This is a genomic window from Flavobacterium sp. (assembly GCF_043720215.1).
GTDB lineage: Bacteria > Bacteroidota > Bacteroidia > Flavobacteriales > Flavobacteriaceae > Flavobacterium.
The window spans coordinates 1-1,502 of the sequence record NZ_JAYSSZ010000155.1 but is presented as its reverse complement, the minus strand read 5'-3'; the positions used below and the strand labels follow the sequence as shown (position 1 = coordinate 1,502).

Sequence of the window (1,502 nt, the reverse complement as noted above, 5' to 3'; positions counted from 1 at the left end):
AACTAAAAACCAGCAAATGGATAAAAGAAAACTCTGCAGTTTGTGAACTAACCAACTATCCAGTACAATCAATCACAAAGGATAAACTGTATAACAGTGCATTAAAACTATACTCCATAAAAGAGGGGCTAGAAAAATTTCTTTCTACCAAAACCAACGAACTGTTTGACTTACAAGATAAAATTTATTTGTATGATTTAACCAACACCTATTTTGAAGGAGAAAAACGCAACAGTAAATTGGCAAAGTATGGAAGAAGTAAAGAAAAAAGAACAGATGCCAAACTAGTAGTGTTAGCAATGGTTGTGAATACAGAGGGGTTTATAAAATATTCTTCCATCTATGAAGGCAATATGAGCGATTGCAAAACACTATCAAACACAATTGATAACTTGCGATCATCTACCAGCAATCATTCAAACAAAGCAATTATTGTAATGGATGCAGGAATTGCAACAGAAGAAAACATTGCAATGGTAAAAAACAAAGGCTATGATTACTTGTGTGTTAATCGTAACAAAATAAACAAATATGAATCAGAAAATTCAGAAACAATCAAAACCGTATATGATAAAAAACAACAAGCAATAAGTTTACATAAAGTTACTGTTCAAAACAAAAGCGATTATTTTATAAAAGTAAAAAGCACAGCAAAGGCTGTAAAGGAGAGTGCTATGCATAAACAATTCCAACAAAGGTTTGAAGACGGATTGAAAAGTATAGAAAAAAGTTTAACAAAAAAAAACGGAATAAAAAAATCAAAGAAAGTATATGAACGTATAGGTAGATTAAAACAAAAATATCCATCCATTCAAAGACATTATGAAATAAACATTGAGATAGATTCAACCAAAGAGCTAGTTACAGCAATAAAATGGAACATAAAAAATGAAGTTGAAGTAAATCAAAATCAAGGTGTTTATTTTTTAAGAACATCGTTAGAAATAGAAAACGAAGAAACCATTTGGAAAATTTACAATAGCATTCGTGAAATAGAATACACCTTTAGAGTTTTAAAAACCGATTTAAATTTACGACCCATCTACCACAAAAATGATGAATCCACAATGGCGCACCTACATTTAGGTTTGTTGGCGTATTGGCTTGTAAATACAATTAGGTACCAATTAAAAAACAAAGAAATAAACATTCATTGGCCCGAAATTGTAAGAATTGCAACTACTCAAAAAGCAATTACCACAACGGCTAAAAATGTTAATCAACAAACCGTTACAATACGCCAATGCTCTGAAGCTGAAAGTAAACTAGAAAAAATATATCAAACTCTAAATTACAAACACAAACCGTTTTCTAGAAAAAAGTTTGTGGGGCTCAAACCTGAAATAAAAAAAATAGAAGACTATATTTCAATGCCTTTTAGAGGTGGTTAGCTGCAATCTGGGTTAAAACAAATTTTTGAATTTGATTATCGACATCTTTATATTCTTTGATTATCTCTTCATCTAATAATATTTCAAAGTCTTTATCGATGGGCAATTCCC

At 30.4% G+C, this 1,502-nt stretch carries 1 protein-coding gene; it reads left to right on the top strand.

Annotated features, from left to right (window positions below; genetic code table 11):
- On the top strand, window positions 1–1,391 hold a 1,391-nt coding region (locus tag ACHZC3_RS07375; protein ID WP_394759221.1), incomplete at its 5' end, for an IS1634 family transposase.
- Window positions 1,392–1,502 lie beyond the last annotated feature (111 nt).